Origin of the sequence: Streptomyces hygroscopicus subsp. hygroscopicus (assembly GCF_001553455.1) — a bacterium.
Classification (GTDB): Bacteria; Actinomycetota; Actinomycetes; order Streptomycetales; family Streptomycetaceae; genus Streptomyces; species Streptomyces hygroscopicus.
This window is the reverse complement of record NZ_BBOX01000110.1, coordinates 1-21,337: the sequence shown is the minus strand read 5'-3', so window position 1 is coordinate 21,337 and position 21,337 is coordinate 1. Positions and strand designations below refer to the sequence as shown.

The following is a 21,337-nucleotide window of genomic DNA, read 5'->3' as shown; positions in this document are numbered from 1 at the left end:
ACCCGCCGTGGACCACCGACTGGATCACCCCCGAGGGGCGCCGCAAGCTCGCCGAGCACGGCATCGCGCCCCCCGGGCCGGCGCCGCGCCCGGCGCCCGGCCCGGTGCCGCTGGTCCTGTCCGCCACCCGGCGCGCGGTGCCGTGCCCGCGCTGCGGCGCGGCGGACACCGAGGAGACCTCCCGCTTCGGTGCCACCTCCTGCAAGGCGCTGTGGCGCTGCCGCGCCTGCCGCGAACCGTTCGAGTACCTCAAGGAGATCTGATGGAGGACCTGTTGGCCCCCGGCACCGGGGCCCCCGTCACGGTGCGGCGCCTCCGCCGCCGCCCGGCCTTCCACCCGTTGCGGGTGGCGGCGGTCGACCGGCTGTGCGCGGACGCGGTCGCGGTGAGCTTCGACATCCCCGACGAACTGGCCGGGGAGTTCGCCTTCGCGCCCGGCCAGTCCCTCACCCTCCGGCGCCGGGTGGACGGGCGGGACGAGCGGCGCTCGTACTCGATCTGCTCCCCGGTGGGCTCCCGGCCCCGGATCGGTGTCCGGGTGGTGCCCGGCGGCCTGTTCTCCTCCTGGCTGGCCCATGAGGTCGGGCCGGGCGACACCATCGAGGTGATGGCCCCGACCGGTGCCTTCACCCCCGACCTGACCGAGCCCGGACACCATGTGCTCATCGCGGCCGGCTCGGGCATCACCCCGATGCTCTCCATCGCCGAGTCGGTCCTCGCCGCCCACGAGGACTCCCGGGTCACCCTGTTCTACGGCAACCGCCGCACCGACTCGGTGATGTTCGCCGACGAACTGGCGGAGGTGAAGGACCTCTACCCCGCCCGGTTCCAGCTCGCGCACGTGCTCTCCCGCGAACCCCGCGAGGCCGAGCTGCTGACCGGGCGCCTGGACGCCGGCCGGCTGGCCGCGCTCGTCGAGGCGCTCGTGGACGTCTCCGGCGCCGACCACTGGTGGCTGTGTGGCCCGCACGGCATGGTCCGCGACGCCCGGCGGGTGCTGGCCGGGCTGGGCGTCCCGGACGACCGCGTCCACCAGGAGCTGTTCTTCGCCGGTGAGGAGCCGGTGGGAACCGTACGCCGGGAGGAGCCCCCGGCCGACGGACCGGTCAGCCGGGTCACCGTCGTCCTGGACGGCCGCTCCACCACATCCGCGCTCTCCCGCGAGGCCACCCTCCTCGACTCGGCCTCACGGGTCCGCCCCGACCTGCCGTTCGCCTGCAAGGGCGGCGTCTGCGGCACCTGCCGCGCCCGGATCACCGAGGGCGAGGCCGACATGCGCCGCAACTACGCCCTGGAACCCGCCGAGGTGTCCGCCGGATACGTGCTGACCTGCCAGACCTTCCCCGTCTCCGACAGCCTGACCGTCGACTTCGACAGCTGAGGAGCGGCCCGCGTCACCGTCACCGCCCGCCCCGCATCCGCGTGGCGTGTGCTACCTCTCGCCGCCGTAGCGGGCCAGCCGAACGTGGATGTCGGCCAGGTTGGACTTGTCCTCGGGACTGCGGTAAGTGCTGTTGAGTTCACCCGTCTTCGCCGTGCCGGTCAGGCCACACTTACCGCGCGCCCCCTCCCCTCAGCGCCCCCTGCCGATCCGCGGCTCGCCCAAGGCTCGTGGGCATCCCGTACACCGCGCAAGACGGGCGTACGGGCAGGGGGACGTTTTTCGACAGGGCAGACACCTGCTCAGAGGGACGGTTCCGCCGCAGGCGTCCCGTGGCGCCCAGGAGGAGCTGGCCGGGGTGGTGGGACAGCCCGGCGAAGGCCAAGACAAAGGCGAAGGACCAAGGCAAAGGCCAAGACCAAGGACCAAGGACCGAGGCAAAGGAAAAGGCAAGGAGAACACTCTCCTTGCCACTCTCAAGGTATAGCGCACCGGGGGGCTTGCCACAAGGCCCCGGTCACCGCGCAGAATCGTCGCCCGATGCCACAACCCGCGGAGACGGGAGCACGACGTGGCACGTGTCGTCGCCGTCGTACCCGGGACACGGTGACGTCGAACCAGTGGTGGGACCGGCAGTGCGGGTGCGGGTTGTTCGGCGCGGGGGCGCGGGGGTGCGGGGTGCGCGCCGCCGGACCGGGCGGAGCGGCCGGCCCATGCGTCAGAGGGAAGGCGATCAGGGATGAGGACGTGCGCGACAAGGGGTTGGACACACAGGGGACGCGCCGGTGGTTCGATCGGCCGCCGCGGTGCGACGGAACACGGCTGCCTCGGGGTGTCGCGATGACTGAGCAGTATGTGCTGGACCTCCGAGAGGTTGACCAGACGCACGTCACGGTCGTTGGCGGCAAGGGCGCGCACCTGGGCGGGCTGTCGCGGATCGACGGCGTCCGGGTGCCGGACGGCTTTTGCGTGACGACGGACGCCTTCCGGCGGATCATGGCGGAAGCGCCGTCGATCGACGATCGGCTCGATCAGCTGTCGCGCTCGGACCCGGACGACCGGGAGGCGATCCGCACGCTCAGCGCGCGGATTCGCCGGACCATCGAAGGGGTCGCCATCCCGGCCGATCTCGCGGCGGCGATCACCAGCGCGCTCGCCCGGCTCGGTGAGCGAGCAGCCTGTGCCGTGCGGTCCAGCGCGACGGCGGAGGACCTGCCGACCTCCTCCTTCGCCGGCCAGCAGGACACCTATCTGAACGTCGTCGGGCGGACGGCGGTCCTCCGGCACATCAGCCGGTGCTGGGCCTCGCTGTTCACCGAGCGGGCCGTGACCTACCGGCAGCGGAACGGCATCGACCACCGTACGGTCCACATGGCCGTGGTCGTGCAGCGGATGGTCTTCCCGCACGCGGCCGGCGTCCTCTTCACCGCCGACCCCGTCACGGGCAACCGCAAGGTCGCCACCGTGGACGCCGGCTTCGGCCTCGGCGAGGCGCTGGTCTCCGGCCTGGTGAACCCGGACGTCTTCACGGTGCGCCACGGCGAAGTCGTCACCAGGGCGATCGCCGCCAAACAGCGCGCCGTTCAGGCCCTGCCGGACGGCGGTACGCGGGACGTGGCCATCGACCCGCGGCGGCAGCGGCAGCCGGCGCTGACGGACGCGCAGGTCGTACGGCTCGTGCGGCTCGGGCGGCGGATCGAAGCGCACTTCGGCCGCCCGCAGGACATCGAATGGTGCCTGGACGACGAGGGCTTCCAGATCGTGCAGAGCCGGCCCATCACGACGCTGTTCCCCATCCCCGAGAGCGGCGACCAGGAGAATCACGTCTACGTCTCCGTGGGCCACGGGCAGATGATGACCGACCCCATGAAGCCCCTGGGGCTCTCCATGTGGCAGCTGACGGCCATGGTGCCGATGCACGAGGCCGGCGGGAGGCTGTTCGTCGACGTCACCCGGCGCCTGGCCTCGCCCGCGAGCCGCGCCGGCCTCCTGGAGGCCATGGGGAGAGGCGATCCGCTGATCAGGGACGCCCTGGAGACCGTCCTCGACCGCGACGATTTCGTCCCGTCGCTCCCGGACGCGGCCCCCGGCGGGCCACCGGCCGGCGGTGCGCCCGCCCCGATCGAGACCGATCCGGCCATCGTCACCGAGCTGATCGAGCGCAGCCGGGCGTCCCTCGCCGCCCTGGAGCGCGACCTCGGGACGAAGACCGGACCGGCGCTGTTCGACTTCCTGCTGGAGGACTTCGAGGAGCACAAGCGAGTCCTCAGCGATCCGCTGAGCCTTCAGGCGCTCATGGCGGGGATGGAGGCCACGTGGTGGCTCAACGACAAGCTGCGGGAGTGGCTGGGCGAGAAGAACGCGGCCGACACACTCACGCTGTCCGCCCCCGGCAACGTCACCTCTCAGATGGGACTGGCGCTGCTCGACGTCGCGGACGTGATCCGGCCGTGGCCGGAGGTGGTGGCGTTCCTCCAGGGCGTCGAGGACGAGGGGTTCCTGGACGAGGGGTTCCTGGACGAGCTGGAGAAGCTCCCGGGCGGGACCGAGGCGCGCGACGCCCTGGAGAGTTACCTCGACCGGTACGGCATGCGCTGCGTCGGCGAGATCGACATCACCCGGCCGCGGTGGCGGGAGCGCCCCACCACGCTCGTCCCCGCGATCCTCGACAACGTCCGGAACTTCGAGCCGGGCGCCGCCGAACGGCACTTCGAGCGAGGGCGGCGCATGGCGCGTGAGAAGGAACGGGACGTGCTGTCACGCTTGCGGGCCCTGCCGGACGGGGACCGAAAGGCCGACGAGGCCAAGCGCATGATCGACCGGGTGCGGACCTTCATCGGGTACCGGGAGTACCCCAAGTACGGCATCGTCAGCCGCTACTTCCTCTACAAGCGGGCCCTGCTGGAGGAGGCCGGGCGCCTGGTGCGGGCCCATGTGCTTGCGGAGCAGGAGGACGTCTTCTACCTCACGTTCCAGGAGTTCCACGAGGCCGTGCGCTCCCACCGGGTGGACGACCAGCTCATCCAGCGGCGCAAGGACGCGTTCCGGTCGTACCACGCGCTCACCCCGCCCCGGGTGCTCACCTCGGACGGCGAGGCCGTCACCGGGGCCTACCGGCGCGACGACGTGCCGGCCGGCGCCCTGATCGGCCTACCGGTGTCCGCCGGGACCATCGAGGGGAGGGCCCGCGTCATCCTCGATCTGACGGAGGCCGATCTGGAGGCGGGCGACATCCTGGTCACAACCTTCACGGACCCCAGCTGGTCGCCGCTGTTCGTCGGGATCGCGGGCCTGGTGACGGAGGTGGGCGGTCTGATGACCCATGGCGCGGTGATCGCCCGGGAGTACGGCCTGCCGGCCGTTGTGGGCGTGGAGCGGGCCACCCGGCTGATCCGGGACGGGCAGCGGATCCGGGTGCACGGAACCGAGGGGTACGTCGAGATCCTGCCGTGACGGTGGCGGGTGCCGCCGTCTCGGGACAGCCGCCCGCGGGGGGAACGGACATCGGCGAGGTCCCCTGCCTGGTCCATGATCCGATCCCCCTAGACTGTCCCGCAATCCTCACGTTGATCGGAGCACGACATGCGTCGCCTTGCCCTTGCCCTGCTGGCCTGTACGACCCTCACACTCGCCGGGTGCGCGCAAGACTTTGACCGGGGCCCTGACGGGGTGGTCACCGACAAGGTCAAGGACGGGAAGAAGTTCTACTTGGTCGTCGATCCGGCCAAGGGGGGCGAGGAGAAGAAGTTCCGGGTGAGCAAGTACGACTACCACGACTGCGTCCGGGGCGCGAAGTACCCCAAGTGCGTGGACGACTGAGCCCGCGGGCGTACCGTCCCCGCGCTTCCCTCCCGTGGCATCGGGGCGGCCGTTCCGACGCGGCCGCCCCGTAGGGGAGTGCGGTGGCGGGGCCGCCCGGAGCCGGATGGCACGGCTGCCCCGGCACAGGAGGCGATGCCGTGTGCCGGGGCGGTGGGGCCTCGGGTCACCCCCAGATGGAGTCGACCCATTCGGGGTGGTCGATGAACGGGTTCCGGTTGTGCTGGAAGTCGTCGTAGATGACCTGGTTGCGGTTCTTCTCGAAGTCGTCGGGCGGGTCCTCGGTGTTCCACTGCTTCAGTACGGACAGACGGCCGATGTTGGGGGCGGAGCCGTTGTCGACCTTGTCGTTGGGCTCGAGGTCGGCGAATCCGTCGTCGCCTGCGTAGCGGACGGCCATGTAGAGGATCATCCGGGCGATATCGCCCTTGACCTGGTCGCGGGGTTCGAAGGAGTCGTCGTCGGTGAGGTTGCCCGGGGCGCCGGGCACCTCCTCGCCGCCGTTGTCGAAGTCCTTGTTGCCGCGGACGCTGTTCACCGTGACGTTGGCCGGGCGCAGGTGGTGCAGATCGGTGCCGGGCCCGGTGGACGTGCCGAAGTCGCCGTGCGACTTCGCCCAGACGTGCTCGCGGTTCCAGTCGTCGGCGTTGCCGCCGTTCTCGTCCTTGGGCTGGGAGCGGCCGGAGTAGAGGAGGATGACGTTCGACGGGTTGTCCGGGTCCTCGTCCGTGGCCTTCAGCGCGTCCCAGACCTGGCTGTAGGAGATCTTGGTCTGCTCGCTGATGATCGTGTGCAGCGCGGCCTTCAGCTCCGCGCCGCTCTTGCCGAGCGCGTCCTGGTAGTAGGTGTCGTCCAGCACCCGTACGGCGGTGGGCCGGTTGAGGTCCGGTGTGGCGGGCGCGTCGGCGGCGGCGACCGAGGGGACGGCGATACCGGCCGCGGCCACTACCGCCAGCAGGGATACGCGCCGGGACCGGCGCGGGCGATGAGTGGACATGGTGTGGGGGGTGTCCTCTCCGAGACGAGCACCCGCGCCGCCAACCAGCGGCGCGGGAACGGGTGTTCATGGGCCAAGCTCTCGGAGAGTGCCATGCGCGACGTCCGAACACGTGTACATGATGTGCCCGTTCGGCGCGAATCCGGTGAACGCCCGGTACCTTCCCGCGTGCGGGACGCCACCGGGGGACTGGCAGTATCGGCGTATGGCTGAACAGATCATCGCCGCGTGTGACGGGGCATCGAAGGGAAATCCCGGGCCCGCGGCCTGGGCATGGGTCATCGCGGGCGCCGACGGCGCGGTGGAACGGTGGGAGGCCGGGCCGCTCGGCACCGCGACCAACAACGTGGCCGAGCTGACCGCACTGCAGAGGCTGCTGGAGTCCACCGACGCGGTCGTGCCCCTCCAGGTGCGGATGGACTCCCAGTACGCGATGAAGGCGGTCACCACCTGGCTGCCCGGATGGCGGAGGAAGGGGTGGAAGACGGCATCGGGATCGCCGGTGGCCAACCGCGAACTCGTGATGCGCATCGACGAACTCCTGGACGGCCGCGCGGTGGAATTCGTCCACGTTCCGGCACACCAGGCCGACGGTGACCCGTTCAACGACGCCGCCGACCGGGCGGCCAGTCACACCGCCCGCACCCAGGAGCCCGCGGGCAGCTCGCTCGGCTCCGCCCTGCCGCCCCCCGAGGCCCGCACGACGGCACGTCCGGCCGGCCGCGGCGGCCCGGCACGCCCGCGCACGACGGCCGCGCAGCGGGGGAGGGGCGCCCGCTCGAAGGCGTCCATCAAGGCGAAGTTCCCCGGCCGGTGCCGCTGCGGTACGCCCTACGCCAAGGGCGACACCATCAGCAAGAACTCCGACGGCTGGGGCCACCCGTCCTGCGCCACCTGATGACGGCGGCCGGGCCGCGCGCCCGGCGGCAGCCCGCCCGTGAAGGGCCCGGCCTGCTGGCACCGGCCCGTCCGCCGGCGCCGGCCACCGCTCGGGTGCTGCTCCCGGAACGCCACCGCGCCCGCCGCCCGCGGTGGCGACGCACCCGGCTGCCGGGGTGTGGACGGCCTCGGTTCATCAGGCACGTGCCTCGCCGGGCTCGGCCGTGCCGGTGGCCGCGTCCGGGGTGGCAGGCGAATAGAAGACGGACTTCTGCTGCTTGGTGCGGTGTGCCTGGCCCTTGGCGACGAGTGACTCGAGGGTGCTGCGCACGACCGTGGGCTTGACCTCGCGGTCCGGATGGGCCTCGGCGAGGGCGGTGGTGATCTCGGCGGCGGAGCGGGGCCCGCCGTGCCGGACCAGGGTGTCATGGACGAGATCCCGCAGCGTGGGCGCCTTCGCCTCCCGCACCCGCTTGGCGCGGCTCGGGCTCGGTTCCGCCCGCTTCCGCTTGCCGCCGGTCGCCTCGGCCCTCTTCCGCGGCTTGCGCGCCGGCGGCGTGGCGGCCTCGGATCCGGCGGCCGCACTCTCGCCGGATTCGGGTGTGGTGAGGGTGGTCTCGGCTGACTCGGCTGACTCGGCTGACTCGGGTGCGGCGGGGGTGGCCTCGGCGGCCGCACCCTTTTCGGCGGCGCTCACGTCACCGCTTTCGGGTATGCCATCGGCGAGGCCGTCGCCGAGGGCCTGCCGCATGGTGAGCAGGAGCGCGCGGTTTTCCTCCAGAACGCCCAACTCCTTTTGCAGAGTGGCAATTTGGGAGCTGAGACGTTCGTGCTCGGCGGCGTTGCGTTCCAGATCGGCGGCGACCTGCGCCGCGTACTGGGCTTTCAGATTGGCGTTGTCGGCAGAGGTGTCCACTACAAGCTCCCTCATCTGGGCGCACAACGTGTTGGTGCTGGATGGTACATCTGCCCGATGGCAACGCCACGTCCGCCCGCACCGGAGCTGGCGCGGTGGCCGTGCGGAGTTGGCGCGGTGGACGTGGTCACCGTACGCGTGAGAACTGGGGATTGATCCACAGGTGGGGCGCAGCGCCACCGGGTGGGCGCCGCATGCGGCAGACTGCGAGCGGCGTCATGATCACTCGCGCCCGGCGAACCGGCCCGCCAACTGGCCGGCCACGTGAAAGGAACCACGGATGACTTCGGACGCACGACCCCTGGAAACCGCCGCGCACGCGACGGCGGGCCCGGCGGCGGACGGACTCCCGGCCACGATGCGCGCCGCGCGGTTCGACACGGCCGCGGGCACCCTGACGGTCCAGGAGGTGCCCGTGCCCCGGCCGGGAGCGGGCGAGGTCGTGGTCAAGGTGGCCGCGTGCGGCATCTGCCAGTCGGACCTGAGCCAGCTCGACGGGCACATCGCGCCCCGGCTGCCGGTGGTCACCCCCGGGCACGAGGCGTCGGGTGTGGTGGCGGCGGTCGGCGACGGTACCGAGCTCTGGAAGGTGGGCGACCGGGTGGTCCTGGGCGCCGGGAAGGCGTGCGGCACATGTCCCGCCTGCCGGTTCGGCGGTGGCACGAACACCTGCGAGAACCTCCAGGTCATGGCCTTCCACTACGACGGTGCCTGGGCCGAGTACGTACGGACGGACGCGACCACGCTCATCGCCGTGCCCGACTCCGTACCCCTGGAACACGCCGCCGTGCTCGCCGACGCCGTCTCCACCCCGTACGGCGCCATCGACACCGCCCAGTTGCGGTCCGCCGAGTCCGTGGGCATCTGGGGGCTGGGCGGTCTGGGCACCCACCTCGTCCAGCTGACCCGCATCTGCGGGGCGTCCCCGATCGTCGCCCTCGACCCCCTTCCCGCCGCCCGTGAGCGCGCACTCGCTCTGGGCGCCGACTTCGCGCTCGACCCGGCGGACGAGGACACCCCGGCCAGGCTGAAGGAGATCACGGCCGGCAAGGGCCTGGACGCCGCCTTCGACTGTGTCGGCCGCGCCCCCTCCTTCACCCAGGCCGAGCGCGCCCTCGGCCACCGGGGCCGTCTGGTGCTCGTCGGTATCTCCCCCGACCCGCTGGCCGTGGGCCCGGAAATCCACTTCGTGCGCAACCGCCACACCGTGATCGGACACACCGGGTATCGCATGGAACACCTGGAGGACCTGGTCGAACTGACCGCCCGGGGCCGTCTGGACATCTCCGGGTCGGTCAGCGCGATCCTGCCCCTGGAGGAGGTGCACGAGGGCATCCGCCGCCTGCGCGAGCGGGAGGGCAACCCGATCCGCGTGCTGCTGCGGCCCTGATGCCCCGCCAGGTCCTGCCGCCGGACTGTCGTGTGCACCGCGTGCTCCGTGTGCTTGGTGCGTTTCGTGTGCTCCCGGCGCTTCCTGTGCCGCCCCGCCCGGTGCGGCGCGGCGGCACCGGAAGGCCGTGTCACCGGGGTGGCCTCGGGACGGAACCCGCCCCGGGCGGCGGGCGGACGGCCACCCGCCCCGCGCGCCACCACGGCCGGACCCCCTCAGCCACGCCGCGCGGCGCGGGCGGCGACGGCTTCCCCGAGCGTGTTCAGGCCACCCGGTAGGGGTGGGCGCGCCCGGTGTTCAGGGTGAGCCCCAGACCGGGCGCTCCGTCGTGGCCGGGGGTGACGGCGCCGCCGTCGGGCGGGAGGACGCCGTCGAACAGCAGGCGTTCGACGCGGACGTGGTCGTGGAACCACTCCAGGTGGCGCAGGTTGGGCACCGACGCGGCGGCGTGCGCGTGGGCGTGCGGGGCGCAGTGCCCGGAGATCTCCAGGCCGCGGCCGTGTGCGAGGGCGGCGGCGCGCAGCCAGACGGTGATGCCGCCGCAGCGGGTGATGTCGGCCTGGAGGCAGTCCACGGCGCCGGCGGCGAGCATCTGCGCGAAGTACGGCAGGGTGTAGCCGTATTCGCCGGCCGTGACGTCCATCGGGACCCGGTCGCGGATCGCCGCGAGGCCGGTGAGGTGGTCGGAGGAGACGGGCTCCTCGAACCACGTCACCCCCTGGCCGGCGAGCGCGTCCGCGACGCGAATGGCCTGTTTGGAGCCGTAGCCGCCGTTGGCGTCGACGTAGAGGGCGGTGGTGTCGCCGACGCTCGCGCGGGCCTCGGCGACGCGCCGCCGGTCCCGCTCCTCGCACTGCCCCCAGGACTCGCCGATCTTGATTTTGACCCGCGGGATGCCCTGCTCCTCGGTCCAGTGGCGCAGCTGGCGGTCCTGCCGCTCGGTGTCGTAGGTGGTGAAGCCACCGCTGCCGTAGACCGGCACGTCCTGGCGCGCGGCGCCCAGCAGGTGGACGAGCGGCAGGCCGAGCAGCCGGGCCTTGCAGTCCCACAGCGCGATGTCCACGGCGGCGATCGCCTGTGCGGCCACACCGGGCAGCCCGGCGTTGCGCACGGCGCGCAGCATGGCCTCGTTCGCCCGTGGCACGTCCATGGCCGGGGAGCCGGTGACCACACCGGCGAGCAGGTCGTCGACGACCTGGGCGGTGGCCGCCGGGGCGTAGGTGTAGCCCAGTCCGGTGACCTCACCGCACCGGACGGTGGCCAGGACCAGCGTGGTGCTGTCCCAGCTCAGGGTTCCGTCGGCCTCGGGGGCGTCGGTGGGCACCGTGTAGACGGCGGTGTCCACCCGCTCCACGACCGGTTCGTCCGTCACGGTCGAAGGTCACCTCTCGGCGCGGCGCAGCTGCCGTACGGCGGCGCGGCCGGCCCCCGCCACGGCCGTCGCCGTGAGCGCGGCGGCGCCGGCGGTGGTCGCCCACCGGGCCGCGGACGAGGGCCCCGGCTGCCGCCGCGCCAGCCGTTCGGGCCGCTCGCTGGGCAGGGAGCCGTCGAGGCCCAGGGCCAGTGCCTCGGCCAGGTGGAGGGCCCCGCGGCCGGTGTCGCCCTGTTCGATCTGGGTGCGGCAGCTGAAGCCGTCCGCGAGCAGCAGACTGCCGGGAGCGGCCGCGCGGACGGCGGGCAGCACACCTTGTTCGCCGATGGCCATGGAGACCTCGTGGTGGCCGCGTTCGAAGCCGAAGTTGCCGGCCAGCCCGCAGCAGCCCTCGTCGAGGACGTCGGTGACGAGGTGGGCGCGGCGCATCAGTTCGCGGTCCGCGTCGTCCTTCATGATCGCGTGCTGGTGGCAGTGGGTCTGGACGACGGCCTGCCGGGCGAGCGCGGGTGGCCGCCAGCCCTCGGGCGCGTGGTGGACGAGGTGTTCGGCGAAGGTGCGGAACTGCCCGGTCAGACGCTGGATGTCCTGATCGGCGGGCATCAGCTCGGGGGCGTCGGCCCGGAACACCGCGGTGCAGGAGGGTTCGAGGCCGATGACCGGGGTGCCCGCTTCGAGGTAGGGCCGCAGGACGCGGAGGGTGCGGCGCAGCACCTTCTTCGCGACCGCAAGCTGCCCGGTGGAGATCCAGGTCAGACCGCAGCACACGGGCTTGTCGGGCACGGTGACCCGGAAGCCCGCGTTCTCCAGCACGCGTACGGCCGATACGGCGACCGAGGGGTGGAAGTAGGTGCTGAAGGTGTCCGGCCACAGCACGACGGTCCGCGGATCGGCCGGGTCCGGCTCCCCGGAGGCGCGGGCGCGCCACCACTGGAGGAAGGACTCCGTCGCGAACGCGGGCGCCTGGCGCGCGCCGTCCACCCCGGCCAGCCGCTTGCCGAGGCGGGCCAGGCCCGGTGCCCGGGCCGCCGTGTTGACCAGTGACGGTGCGATACGGGACAGCCGGGCCCACACCGGGAGCCAGCCCAGGGAATAGTGCGCGGCCGGGCGCGGGCGGCCCGCGTAGTGGTGGTCGAGGAACTCGGCCTTGAGCGTCGCCATGTCCACCCCGGTCGGGCAGTCCGACTTGCAGCCCTTGCACGCCAGGCACAGGTCCAGGGCGTCCCGGACCTCGGTGGAGCGCCAGCCGTCGGTGACGGCGGAGTCCGCGTGGCCGTCGAGCATCTCGAACAGCAGCCGGGCACGGCCGCGCGTGGAGTGCTCCTCCTCCCTGGTGGCCCGGTAGGACGGGCACATCACACCGCCGCGGTGGCTGCGGCAGTTGCCGATGCCGACGCAGCGCATCACGGCGCGGGTGAAGGAGTGGTCGTCGTGCGGGTAGCCGAACCGGGTCGCGGGGGTGGCGGGCCGCCACCCCGGGCCCAGGCGCAGCCGGCCGTCGACCGGGTCGGGGTCGACGACCTTGCCGGGGTTCATCCGGTTCCCCGGGTCGAACAGGGACTTCAGCTCGCCGAACGCGGTCACCAGGCGCTCGCCGAACATCCGGGTGAGCAGTTCGCCGCGGGCCTGCCCGTCCCCGTGTTCGCCGGACAGGGAGCCGCCGTAGGAGGCCACCAGGTCGGCGGCGCGTTCCACGAAGCGGCGGAAGTCGGCCACCCCCTCGGCGGTCTTCATCCCGAACGGGATGCGGGTGTGCACACAGCCCTGCCCGAAGTGCCCGTACAGCGACGGATGGTCGTAGCCGAACTCCTGGAACAGGCCCTTCAGGTCGCGCAGATAGTCGCCCAGGCGCTCGGGAGGGACGGCCGAGTCCTCCCAGCCCTCCCAGGTCTCCCGGTCGTCCGGTGGCCGCGCGGTCACTCCCAGGCCCGCCTCGCGGGCCCTGAGCATCCGCTGCTCGCGCTCGGGGTCGTCGGAGAAGGCCACCCTGGCGTCCTTCTCGTCCCGCCCCAGCGTGCGCAGCAGCGCGTGCGCCTGCTCGTCGACCTCCTCCTGGTCGTCCCCGCTGAACTGCACCAGCAGCCAGCTCTCGCCCTCCGGAAGGGCGTTGAGCGATGCGAGATAGGCGTGCTCCTCGCGCATCAGCTGGGCCATCCGCCCGTCGAGGGCCTCCAGCTCGGTGGGTGCGCAGTGTTCCAGGAGCCGGGGCACATCGTCGGCGGCGGCGCAGATGTCGTCGTAGCCGAGCACCAGCAGCGACTGGTACGGCGGAACGGGCACCAGGTCGACCTCGGCGCGCAACACGGTCACCAGGGTGCCCTCGCTGCCCACCAGGGCCCGCGCCACGTCGAAGCCGTTCTCCGGCAGCAGCGAGTCCAGGTTGTAGCCGGAGACCCGGCGCGGGATCTTGGGGTAGCCGCGCCGGATGTCCGCCAGGTACTCACCGGCGATGCGGTCCAGCCCGTCGTAGATCTCGGCCCGGCGGCCGCCTTCCGCCGCGATGCGGGCGCGCTCGTCCTCGGACGTCGGCCCCACCCACATCCGTACCCCGTCGTAGGTGAGGACCTCCAGACGGCGCACGTTGTCCACGGTCTTGCCGTACGCCTGGGCCGAGGCGCCGCACGAGTTGTTGCCGATCATGCCGCCCAGCGCGCAGTGGCTGTGCGTGGACGGCTTCGGACCGAACTGGAGCCGGTGGCCTGCCAGTTGGCGGTTGAGCTGGTCCAGCACCAGCCCCGGCTCCACCACGCAGGTGCGCGCCTCGGGATCCACCGAGACCAGGGCGTCGCAGTACTTGCTCCAGTCGATCACCACGGCGGTGTTCGTCGACTGGCCGGCCAGACTGGTGCCCCCGCCCCGCGAGAGGACGGGCGCGCCGAAGCGGGCGCACACCTCCACCGCCCGCGCCCCGGCCTCCACATCGCGCGGGACGACGACGCCGATGGGCACCTGACGGTAGTTGGACCCGTCCGTGGCGTACGCCCCCCGGCTGCCCGCGTCGAACCTGACCTCGGCGTCGACCTCCGCGCGCAGGGCCCGCTCCAGCCCGCCGGTGTCCACCTCGGACGACCGGGTGCGGCCGGCCGGTCCGGGCGCGGGGGCCTTGGGGGAGGTGGCCGGGGCCGTGGGGGAGGTGGCCGCCCCGCGCCTCTTCCCGCCCTCACCCATGCTTGCGTCCGGGCAGGCGCTCGGCGTACTGGGCGGCCTTCTGCCGGATGCCCCGCCGGGCGATGCCGGCCAGCTCGGGGTCGTGCAGGGCGGCCTTCACGCTCTTCTTCGCCATCGGGACCATCAGGTGCGGGGGGATCGGGGCGATCTCCTGGTCGACCTTGAACTCCAGCACCACCGGACGGCCGCTGGCCAGCGCCTCGTCCCAGGCCCTGCCGACGTTCTCCGGCGCCTCGCAGCGAATGCCCCGCAGCCCCAGCAACTCGGCGTACGCCCCGTAGGGGATGTCGGGGATGACCTGGGAGGCGGGGTACTTCGGGTCCCCGGCCATGGCGCGCTGTTCCCAGGTGACCTGGTTGAGGTCCTGGTTGTTGAAGACGCAGAAGACGAAGGGCGGGCCACCCGCCAGCCGGTCCAGATACCGTTTGACGGTGATCATCTCGTTCATGCCGTTCATCTGGAACGCGCCGTCCCCCACGAAGGCGATCACGGGGCGGTCCGGATGGGCGAAACGCGCCGCGATCGCGTACGGCACCCCGGGGCCCATGGTGGCCAGCGTGCCGGACAGCGAGGCGTCCATTCCCTCGCGCAGGGTCAGATGGCGCGCCCACCAGTTGGTGGCGGAGCCGGAGTCGGCGGTGAGGATCGCCCGGTCCGGCAGGCGCGACGAGAGTTCGGCGGCCACCGACTGGGGGTTGATCAGGTCCCCGAAGTGCTGGCCGGACCACACGTCACAGATCTCGTGCCACTCCCGCACGTCCTTCTCTATCTTCGCCCGCCAGCTCCGCTTCTCCTTGCGCCGCAGCAGCGGTATGAGCGCCTTGAGGGTCTCCTTGGCATCGCCCACCAAGTGCGCGTCCATGGGGTAGCGCATACCGATCATGCGGCCGTCGATGTTGATCTCGACACCGCGGGCCTGCCCCTCGTCCGGCAGCCACTCGGAGTACGGGAAGCTGGTGCCGATCAGGAAGAGGGTGTCGCACTCTTTGATCATCTTGTCGCTGGCGGTGCTTCCCAGCAGACCGATCGGCCCGGTGGCGTACGTCAGCTCGTCGGGGAGGACATCACGGCCCAGCAGCGCCTTGGCCACGCCCGCGCCCAGCAGCTCCGCCGCCTCGACGACCTCCTCGGAGGCATCGGCCGCGCCCTGCCCGGCGACGATGGCCACCTTCTCGCCCTCGTTGAGGACATCGGCGGCACGGCGCAGCTCATCGGGGTCGGGCAGGACCCGGGGGCGGCTCCAGCCCACGCTGGAGAAGACCGATCCGTGGGCCTTGGGCGGGGAGGGCTGGGCGTCCTCCTCCTGGATGTCGTTGGGTATGACGATGGCCGACACACCGCGCATGGTCAGCGCGGTCTTGAAGGCACGGTCGATGACGTGCCGCGCCTGACCGGGGTGGGTGATCATCTCGCAGTACTCGGAGACGTCGGCGAACAGCCGGTCCAGATGGATTTCCTGCTGGTAGTGGGTGCCCAGGCTGAGCCGCTTCTGCTGGCCCACGACGGCGACCACCGGCTGGTGGTCGAGCTTGGCGTCGTACAGGCCGTTGAGCAGATGGACGGCGCCGGGGCCGGAAGTGGCGACGCAGACACCGACCTCGCCGGTGAACTTCGCGTGGCCGCAGGCCATGAACGCGGCCATCTCCTCGTGCCGTACCTGGATGAACTCAGGGTCCCCGGCGGCCCGGTCGAACGCCCCGAGCAGGCCGTTGATCCCGTCCCCCGGATAGCCGAAGATCCGGTGCACACCCCACTCCCGCAGACGCGTCAGCACGAAGTCCGATACCTGAGCCACGGCACCCTCCTCGGTAGCGCTGCACGGAGCCTCGCACAGGAGTAGCCGTCTGCCGGGCGAGTAAACCTCGGGACGGCCGGCGACCGTGCGGGGCAGCCGAGCGGCGTGGGACCTCGCGGGCGGCGGGAGGCCGCGGCGTGCATGGGCCGCCGCAGGCCAGGGCACCCGACCGTCGGCCGGAACACGGCCGGACCATACGACCGCCCGCCACCAGGGAGGACATCACCATGAGCGGAGAGAAACGGGGCGCCCGGACGGCGGCCGAGGAGATCGAGGAAGAGATCACCGAAGCCGAGACCAGGGTGACCGGCGACGCGGAGGACAGCGGCTATGGCGAGTCGGGCGACGCGCTCACGCCCAACACCGAGGCCCAGGCCGAGAGCCAGGGGGAGCGTGGCCAGGGCGGTGGGCGGTCCGGGCGGACGGACCGGAGCGGGTGAACGGCGAGGGCTTGCGCACGGCGAGGGCTTGCGCACCGTGGGCGGAACGGTCTCGGCCGGGCCGTCCCCACCTGCTCGTCTCAACCCATGACCTGCCAATACCCCCTGACCTGCGCCCACGTCCCGCAGTTGCGTGGCCTCGGACAGACCGCCAGACCGCGTCCGGGGCCGCGGCGGGCGTCAGCGGGCCAGGCGGGGGAAGAGGACCTCGGCGCTGCCGCGGTCGATCGCCTCGGCCTGGCCGGGGGCGAAGTCCGGGTAGCCCTCCAGAAATCGGTTGTAGTAGCTGCCCGCCTCCTGGGGAGCGAAGGGCCAGTCGCTGCCGTAGAGGACGTGGCCGGGCTCCGCGAAGGCGAGCAGGGAGGGCAGCGCGCTGGGGCTGGCGGACAGGGCGGTGTCGAAGTGGAACCGCTTGAGGTCGCGCACCACGTCCTCCGCGTCGCGGTCCGGGTCGACGGCGGTGGAGGTCAGCCCGGAGAAGCGGTAGGCGGCGTAGGGCAGGAAACCGCCGCCGTGGGAGAGGATGACCCGTACGTTCGGATACCGGCCCATGACCCCGCGCAGCACCAGGTTGAGCGCGGTGCGGGTGGTGTCGAAGACGTAGTCGGCCAGCGGGGCGGGGGTGCCGGGCAGCAGCGGCATCGGCGGCTGGGCAGGGTGGACGAACACGTTGGCCCGGCGGCGGTCGAGTTCGGCCCACAGCGGCTCGAAGTGGGGGTCGCCGAGGTAGCGGCCGTGCGCGTTGGACATCAGCACCACGCCGTCGGCGCCCAGGGTGTCCAGCGCGTGGACGGCCTCGGCCACCGCGCCGTCGATGTCGGGCAGCGGGACGCTGGCGAAGTGGCCGAAGCGGTCGGGGCGGTCCTTGACGACCTCGGCGCCGTACTCGTTGACGGCGCGGGCGAGGGTGCGGCCGTCCTGGTCGCTGCCGAGGTGGACACCGGGCGCGGTGACGGACAGCACCCCGGTGGCAATGCCCTGCTGGTCCATCATCGCGAGCGCGTCCCGCGGGCTCCAGGCGGGGATGGCCCAGCCGCCGGAGTCCAGACCGCGCGAGTCCAGGGCCTTCGCCCAGACGGGCGGGACGATGTGCTGGTGAACGTCGATACGGGCGGGGCGGTCCACGGTGATCATTGCCTCCCTAGAGGTTAGCTTGCTAAGCAATATGTTGAGTAAGCTAACAGTCATGCGAGAGACGGACAACCGCGCACTCGGCGAGAGCCCCGCACCGGCCCCCGCGGCCGGGGTGGAGGAGGCTCCCGGAGCCGGGGTGGAGGAGCTGGCCCAGGCCGCCGATCAGCTCTTCTACGCCATGCGCCGCTCCCGGGCCTCGACCGCCGGCCAGGCCGCGGACGGACTGTCGCTGGCGCAGCTGGCGCTGCTCGACCTCCTGGCCGGGGCGGGGGAGGGAGCGGGGCTGCCGGTCAGCAGGCTCGCGGCGTCCGCCGAGGTCAGCGTCCCCACCGCGACCCGGATGCTCAAGCAGCTGGAAGCCAAGGAGGTGGTGACCCGGCGGCGGTCGCCCGAGGACGAGCGCCAGGTCCTGGTCCGCCTCACCGAGCACGGCGCCCGTCAGCTCGCGGCCATGCGCACCGAGTTGCGCGAGCGCCAGACCCGGGCGCTGTCCCGGTTCACGCCCGAGGAGCGCTTCCAGCTCGCCGCGCAGCTGCGCCGGCTGGCCGGGGCCATCACCGGCCGGGACGGATGAGTTCCGGGTTCCCGTCGGTTGCGGAACGGTGCCGACCCCCGGTCCTTTTGAGGAAGTCGTCGGAAAACACCCGGCGGTTCCGCCGCGAGGGGCGGGAATTCCGCGCGCTGTGAGGGCTATACCGTGGTGCTTCCCCGGGTGTTTTCGCATACCGCGGTGATCGGCGCATGCGCGCTTTCCCGGTGAATTCCCTACTCTGCCCACAGTGGAGCGGCGATGACTTCCCCCACGGCCGGCCAGGCCCGGCCCGCACCTTCCCCCACCGGCGAACGACCGCGGCCCGCGTGGCCGGTCGCGGGCTTCGTCGCGCTGCTGGCCCTGCTGTTCGCGCTGGCGTACGCGGCGGGCACGCTCACCGGTCCGGTGGCTCCCGGAATGCGCCCCGCGGGCGGCGGCGGGCAGGAGCCCGGCAAACCCGCCGACCAGGGCGACATGGGCGGTATGCACGGCATGGGGGCTCCCGCCGCGGGCGCCGGGCCGATCGGGAGCCGGTGATGGCACACCGGACCTCTCCCGCCGCTTCCGCCACGTCCCCCGCCTCGCCCGCCGACCCGGTGTCCGTCGACCTGGTGTCCACCGTCCTGGTGGTGGACGGCATGACGTGCGCCGCGTGCGTGGGCCGGGTCGAGCGGAAGCTCGGCCGCCTCGATGGGGTGAGCGCCACGGTGAACCTCGCCACCGGCCGCGCCAAGGTCTCCCATCCGGCCGCGCTGTCCGTCGGGGACCTCGTGACCGTGGTGGAAGCCGCCGGATACGCGGCACGGCCCGCCGAACCCCCGGCCCGCCCCGGCGGAGCGGCGGACACCGCGCGTCCGGCACCGGGCCGGGAGCCGGCCGACGGGCCGTCCGGGAGCGGAGAGGCCAACGAGCGTCGGGAGCGCGACCGGCTCCTGATCACCGCCCTGCTGTCCGTCCCGGTGCTGACGCTGTCGATGGTGCCCGGGTGGCAGTTCCGCAACTGGCAGTGGCTGTGCTTCGTCCTGGCCGCGCAGGTCGCCGTCTGGGGCGCGTGGCCCTTCCACCAGCGCGCGCTGCGCGGACTGCGGCATGGCACGGCGACGATGGACACCCTGGTCTCCCTCGGCGTCACGGCGTCCTTCGCCTGGTCCGCGTACGCGCTGTTCCTGGGCGGAGCGGGCCGGCCGGGGATGGACATGCCGCTGAGCCTGCTGCCGTCCGCGAGCGGTGACGTGGCCGGTGTCTACCTGGAAGCGACCGTCGGTGTGCCGCTGTTCGTCCTGGCCGGGCGGCGGCTGGAGGCCAGGGCCCGCCGGGGCACGGGGTCGGCGCTGCGCGCTCTGGCGGAACTCGCCGCGAAGGACGTGACGGTCCGGCGCGGCGGTGTGGAGCGCCGGGTCCCGGCGGCTGACCTGGCGGTCGGTGAGGTGTTCCTGGTCCGGCCGGGGGAGCGGGTGGCCACCGACGGCACCGTTGTCGAGGGCGGCTCGGCCCTGGACCTGTCCCTGGTCACCGGGGAGAGCCGGCCGGTCGAGGTCGGACCCGGTTCACGGGTGACCGGCGGCGCGGTGAACTCCGGCGGCCTGCTGGAGGTACGGGCCGACGCCGTGGGGTCCGACACCCAACTGGCCCGGATCACCCGGCTGGTGGAGGACGCCCAGACCGGCAAGGCGGCCGTCCAGCGGCTCGCCGACTCCGTCGCCGCCGTCTTCGTCCCCGCCGTGATCGCGGTGTCCGTGACGGTGCTCGGCTTCTGGCTGGGCGCCGGAGCCGACCCGCAGGCAGCGATCACCGCGGCCGTCGCCGTGCTGGTCGTCGCCTGCCCCTGCGCGCTGGGCCTGGCCACCCCCACCGCGCTGCTGGCCGCCACGGGACGTGGGGCGCGGCTCGGCATCCTGGTCAGCGGCGTCGAGGCGCTGGAGCGTCTGAGGAAGGTCGACACCGTGGTCCTGGACAAGACCGGAACCCTCACCACCGGCCGGATGAACGTCACCGCCGTCACCGTGTCCGCCGATGCTGACGCCGATGCCCGTGCCGATGCCCACGCCCGTGCCGGCGCCGGCGCCGGCGGGCACGACCGGGTCGGCGCGGCCGAGGTGCTGCGCCTGGCGGCCGCGGTCGAGCAGGGGTCCGAACACCCGCTGGCACGCGCCATCGTCGCCCACGCCCGCAGCCAGGCGGACGGACACCCGCTGCCCCGGCCGGTCCGCTTCGCCGCCGTCCCCGGCTCCGGGGTGAGCGCCCTGGTGGACGGCGAGGAGGTGGCCGTGACACGGCCCGGGGAGCTGGGCGGGATCCCCGACGACCTCCGGGAGGCGGTCCGCACCGCCGAGACCGCCGGCCACACCGCGGTACTGGTCCGCGTGGGCGGCGCGCCACGAGCGGTCATCTCCGTGGGCGACACGCTCCGCCCCGACGCCTACCGCGCGGTCGAGCACCTGCGCCGGCTGGGGCTGCGGCCCGTCCTGGCCACCGGGGACCGGGAGGCCACCGCACGGGCCATAGCCGGACAGCTGGGCATCACCGAGATCCACGCGGAGGCGCTGCCCGAGGACAAGGCCGCGCTCGTCACCACGCTCCAGGGCCACGGCAGCCGGGTGGCGGTCGTCGGGGACGGCGTCAACGACGCCGCCGCGCTGGCCGCCGCGGACCTGGGCATCGCCATGGGCGGCGGGACCGACGTGGCCATCGGCGCCGCCGATGTCACCCTCGTCCGCGAGGACATCCAGGCCCTTCCCGACGCCGTACGCCTGGCCCGGCACACCCTTGCCACCATTCGCGCCAATCTGGTGTGGGCCTTCGGCTACAACCTCGTCACCCTCCCGCTGGCCGCGGTCGGCCGGCTCAACCCGATGGTCGCGGCCGCGGCCATGTCGGTCAGTTCGCTGCTGGTCGTGGGCAACAGCCTGCGGCTGCGCGCCTGGAATCCCTCCCGGCCCCGCGCCCTCGGCCACGGCCCCGGGCGGACCCGCACCGCGACCCCCTGGGAGGCGGCCTCATGACCCCCCGACCTGCCGACGGCCGACCGGCCCCGGCACCCGGAACCGGCCCAGAGCCCCGGTGGCCGCTGCGCGCGGCGGCGGTCCCGCTGCTGGCCTGCCTGCTGACCCTCGGCGTCCTCGTCGCGTGGACGACCGCGGGCGGGGCGGGCACCCCCGCCGCCCTGAGCGTCCGCGACGGACGCGTCTTCGTACCGCAGAACCCCGAGGCCACGGCGGTGTTCTTCACCCTCGTCAACCGCGGCGGCAGCGACGACCGGCTGATCGGTGTCACGGCACCGGCCGGACACGACGCCATGCTGAGCCGCTCCGTCGTGACCGGCGAGGGGGCGCGGGGCATGGACATGGTCTCCGCCGTCACTGTGCCCGCGGGCGGAACCCTCCGCATGACCGCGGAGACCACGGACGTGATGATCAAACCGCCGCCCCGCGTCTCTCCGGGCGACCGGCTCACCTTCACACTGCACTTCCGCGACAGCCCGTCCATCACCACCCGGGCCCTGGCGGTGCGCCCC

Annotated in this window: 17 protein-coding genes; 11 read left to right on the top strand and 6 right to left on the bottom strand. The window is 72.9% G+C overall.

Annotation, left to right across the window (positions count from 1 at the left end):
* The 4 genes from paaD to AXW62_RS12370 all read left to right on the top strand — a co-directional run.
* Positions 1–263: 1,2-phenylacetyl-CoA epoxidase subunit PaaD (paaD, locus tag AXW62_RS12385; protein ID WP_063817568.1), on the top strand; the 263-nt coding region annotated here is incomplete at its 5' end.
* Positions 263–1,381 (top strand): 1,2-phenylacetyl-CoA epoxidase subunit PaaE, encoded by a 1,119-nt coding sequence (paaE, locus tag AXW62_RS12380; RefSeq protein WP_060944554.1) that lies wholly within the window; start codon positions 263–265, stop codon positions 1,379–1,381. The genes paaD and paaE, both read left to right, overlap by 1 nt.
* 840 nt (positions 1,382–2,221) lie before the next feature.
* On the top strand, positions 2,222–4,834 hold the full coding sequence (rph, locus tag AXW62_RS12375; RefSeq protein WP_060944553.1) for a rifamycin-inactivating phosphotransferase: 2,613 nt from the start codon (positions 2,222–2,224) through the stop codon (positions 4,832–4,834).
* A gap of 129 nt (positions 4,835–4,963) precedes the next feature.
* Complete coding sequence (locus AXW62_RS12370; RefSeq protein WP_030825224.1) at positions 4,964–5,200, top strand: hypothetical protein; 237 nt, start codon at positions 4,964–4,966, stop codon at positions 5,198–5,200.
* 166 nt (positions 5,201–5,366) lie between these two features.
* Here the strand turns inward: AXW62_RS12370 and AXW62_RS12365 are convergent, their stop codons facing one another.
* Positions 5,367–6,197, bottom strand: a complete 831-nt coding sequence (locus AXW62_RS12365) for an endonuclease I family protein (protein ID WP_060944552.1) — start codon at positions 6,195–6,197, stop codon at positions 5,367–5,369.
* 205 nt (positions 6,198–6,402) lie between these two features.
* Between AXW62_RS12365 and AXW62_RS12360 the strand changes: the two genes are divergently transcribed.
* A complete protein-coding gene (locus AXW62_RS12360; RefSeq protein WP_060944551.1) occupies positions 6,403–7,095 on the top strand; it encodes a ribonuclease H family protein in 693 nt (230 codons plus the stop codon).
* A gap of 177 nt (positions 7,096–7,272) precedes the next feature.
* Here AXW62_RS12360 and AXW62_RS12355 read toward each other — a convergent pair whose 3' ends face one another.
* The gene (locus AXW62_RS12355; protein WP_079115581.1) at positions 7,273–7,992 is read right to left on the bottom strand and encodes a hypothetical protein; all 720 of its coding nucleotides are present in this window, start codon (positions 7,990–7,992) and stop codon (positions 7,273–7,275) included.
* Positions 7,993–8,272: 280 nt separating this feature from the next.
* Here AXW62_RS12355 and AXW62_RS12350 point away from each other — a divergent pair, with 280 nt between their 5' ends.
* Positions 8,273–9,382: a zinc-binding dehydrogenase gene (locus AXW62_RS12350; protein ID WP_102884934.1), complete on the top strand. Its 1,110-nt coding sequence runs from the start codon at positions 8,273–8,275 to the stop codon at positions 9,380–9,382.
* A 262-nt stretch (positions 9,383–9,644) separates the two neighbouring features.
* On the opposite strand, the gene AXW62_RS12345 is transcribed toward AXW62_RS12350, so the two are convergent.
* Genes AXW62_RS12345 through AXW62_RS12335 form a run of 3 tightly spaced genes read right to left on the bottom strand, consistent with a single transcriptional unit; the run spans position 9,645 to position 15,717 of the window.
* Positions 9,645–10,754, bottom strand: coding sequence for an enolase C-terminal domain-like protein (locus AXW62_RS12345; protein WP_060944549.1), 1,110 nt, complete (start codon positions 10,752–10,754; stop codon positions 9,645–9,647).
* A 9-nt stretch (positions 10,755–10,763) separates the two neighbouring features.
* Positions 10,764–13,922, bottom strand: coding sequence for an FAD-binding and (Fe-S)-binding domain-containing protein (locus AXW62_RS12340; protein ID WP_079115580.1), 3,159 nt, complete (start codon positions 13,920–13,922; stop codon positions 10,764–10,766).
* On the bottom strand, positions 13,915–15,717 hold the full coding sequence (locus AXW62_RS12335; RefSeq protein ID WP_060944548.1) for a thiamine pyrophosphate-requiring protein: 1,803 nt from the start codon (positions 15,715–15,717) through the stop codon (positions 13,915–13,917). The genes AXW62_RS12340 and AXW62_RS12335 overlap by 8 nt, the downstream gene beginning before the upstream one ends.
* A gap of 227 nt (positions 15,718–15,944) precedes the next feature.
* Here AXW62_RS12335 and AXW62_RS12330 point away from each other — a divergent pair, with 227 nt between their 5' ends.
* Complete coding sequence (locus tag AXW62_RS12330; RefSeq protein ID WP_030829210.1) at positions 15,945–16,157, top strand: hypothetical protein; 213 nt, start codon at positions 15,945–15,947, stop codon at positions 16,155–16,157.
* Positions 16,158–16,337: 180 nt separating this feature from the next.
* Here AXW62_RS12330 and AXW62_RS12325 read toward each other — a convergent pair whose 3' ends face one another.
* Positions 16,338–17,282, bottom strand: coding sequence for an amidohydrolase family protein (locus AXW62_RS12325; protein WP_060944557.1), 945 nt, complete (start codon positions 17,280–17,282; stop codon positions 16,338–16,340).
* Positions 17,283–17,343: 61 nt separating this feature from the next.
* Between AXW62_RS12325 and AXW62_RS12320 the strand changes: the two genes are divergently transcribed.
* The 4 genes from AXW62_RS12320 to AXW62_RS12305 all read left to right on the top strand — a co-directional run.
* Positions 17,344–17,865, top strand: a complete 522-nt coding sequence (locus AXW62_RS12320) for a MarR family transcriptional regulator (protein WP_060944547.1) — start codon at positions 17,344–17,346, stop codon at positions 17,863–17,865.
* Positions 17,866–18,081: 216 nt separating this feature from the next.
* Entirely contained in the window at positions 18,082–18,360 is a 279-nt protein-coding gene (locus AXW62_RS12315) for a hypothetical protein (RefSeq protein WP_060944546.1), read from the top strand.
* Positions 18,360–20,825: a heavy metal translocating P-type ATPase gene (locus tag AXW62_RS12310; protein WP_079115579.1), complete on the top strand. Its 2,466-nt coding sequence runs from the start codon at positions 18,360–18,362 to the stop codon at positions 20,823–20,825. The genes AXW62_RS12315 and AXW62_RS12310 overlap by 1 nt, the downstream gene beginning before the upstream one ends.
* A partial coding sequence (locus AXW62_RS12305) for a copper chaperone PCu(A)C (protein WP_169808126.1) occupies positions 20,822–21,337 on the top strand: 516 nt, incomplete at its 3' end. The genes AXW62_RS12310 and AXW62_RS12305, both read left to right, overlap by 4 nt.